The sequence below is a fragment of the Amorphus sp. MBR-141 genome, from assembly GCF_053628695.1.
The window spans coordinates 1-1,726 of record NZ_JBRJGW010000083.1 but is presented as its reverse complement, the minus strand read 5'-3'; the positions used below and the strand labels follow the sequence as shown (position 1 = coordinate 1,726).

The 1,726-nt window shown below is 62.6% G+C and carries 1 protein-coding gene; it reads right to left on the bottom strand.

Going from position 1 to position 1,726, the window contains the following annotated elements; genetic code table 11:
* Positions 1-60: 60 nt before the first annotated feature.
* The coding region (locus ACSSVZ_RS28090) for a DNA methyltransferase (RefSeq protein ID WP_453974164.1) at positions 61-1,726 on the bottom strand (1,666 nt) is incomplete at its 5' end.

The window sequence follows — 1,726 nt, the reverse complement described above, 5'->3', positions numbered from 1 at the left end:
GTCACCTTACCCTGGCGCCGTGTCGGCACATCCGCCGGCCCTAACCGCCGGACTCTAACTCTACGCCCCGGCCACCTCGATGGGGCAGGCCACCAAGACCTTCGGCATGGCCTTTAACTCAGTCGGCGTCGCTGACTGCAACGCCAGTATCCAGCGCATTCCGCCGTTGATATGCTCGCGCGATCCGATATAGGGCCGCATGAACCGCGCGGCTGCGGGCTCCTCAGCCAGAAACTCGGCCCGCTGGGCGGCGTCGAAGATGTAGTTGCCGTCATCGATGGGTTGTGAGCCGCTGAAAAGCTGAGGCAACCCGTTTAGCGGCCGCGCGGTCTCACGCACCACCAGATGCGGATCGGCGAGGGCGCTTGCGTCGAACAGGTAGGGCGAGAGCGCGGTGTGGGTGCTGACATGCGGCTCGCCGTTGATATTGTCATAGGAGAACAGCAGGCGGTCTTTCGGCGCGGCGGCACGCTGCGCCAGTCCGATGATGACGACATGCACATGCGCCTTGCCGCGCGCGTCCGATCCCCAAGCGAAGGTGCGGTGGGCGAAGCCGATCTCCAGCTTGCAGCGGTCGAACAGGATCGGCCAGAGCTGCGCCGCCTGTTCTCCTTGCGTGATGGAGTTGGTGGACACGAAGCCGATGGCGGCCTTGCCGCCCCGTACATAGTCGCCCGCCTTGATGAACCAGGCCGTGACGTAATCGAGCGTGCCGCCCGTCTTGCCAAGCACCGCGATACGGCGCACCTGGGCGCGCTGTTCGGCCGTCTGGTATTTCGCACCAATGAAGGGCGGATTGCCGAAGACGAAGGTACATTTCTCGGGCGGTAGGACGGTGGCCCAATCGGTTTCCAGCGCGTCGCCGTGCACGATATGTGGCGATTTCCTCAGCGGAATACGCACGAAGCTCTGCCCGAATTCCAGGCTGAGCCGGTTGTTCATGATGTGGTCCATCATCCACAGCGCCGTTTCGGCGATGCGAGCGGGAAATTCCCCGATTTCAATGCCGTAGAACTGATCGACGTTCAGAAGCGACAGGTCGGCGGCGTCCAGCTCCTTTTGGTCCTCGCTGGCGCGATAGACGCGCAACTCGCGGATCAGCTCGATTTCCAGTGTGCGCAATTCTCGATAGGCGATGATCAGGAAGTTGCCGCAGCCACAGGCTGGATCGAAGAAGGTCATCGTAGCCAGGCGCTTGTGGAACGCCTGCAATTCGGTGCGGCGGCGGCTGTCCTTGCGGGCCTTCAGTCGCTCGAACTCGCCCCGTAGATCGGACAGGAACAGCGGCTCGATAACCTTGAGGATGTTCTTCTCGGTCGTGTAGTGCGCGCCCTGGGCGCGGCGCTCGTTCTTGTCCATCACGGACTGGAAGAGCGAGCCAAAAATCGCGGGCGAGATGCCCGACCAATCGAACTGGCAGGCCGCGATGAGGCGTGTCCGCATTTCGGCGTCGAAGGACGGGATCAGCAGCGGGGCACGGAATAGATCACCGTTCACGTAGGGAAAGCGCGCAAGATCGGCGTCGAGGTTCGTCGGGCGTTTGTCCTCTGGCGTGTTGAGCACCTGGAAGAGCTGCGCCAACCAGCCGCCAAGGTCGGAACCATCATCGCGCGTGCGGTTTTCCAGAAGGTCTAGTGGATTGATTCCAACGTTTGGAACCCTCGGTTTCGAGCGGCGATGATGTCGTCGGGGTTGGCGCTCCAGACGAACGGCCGAGGGTGCCGGG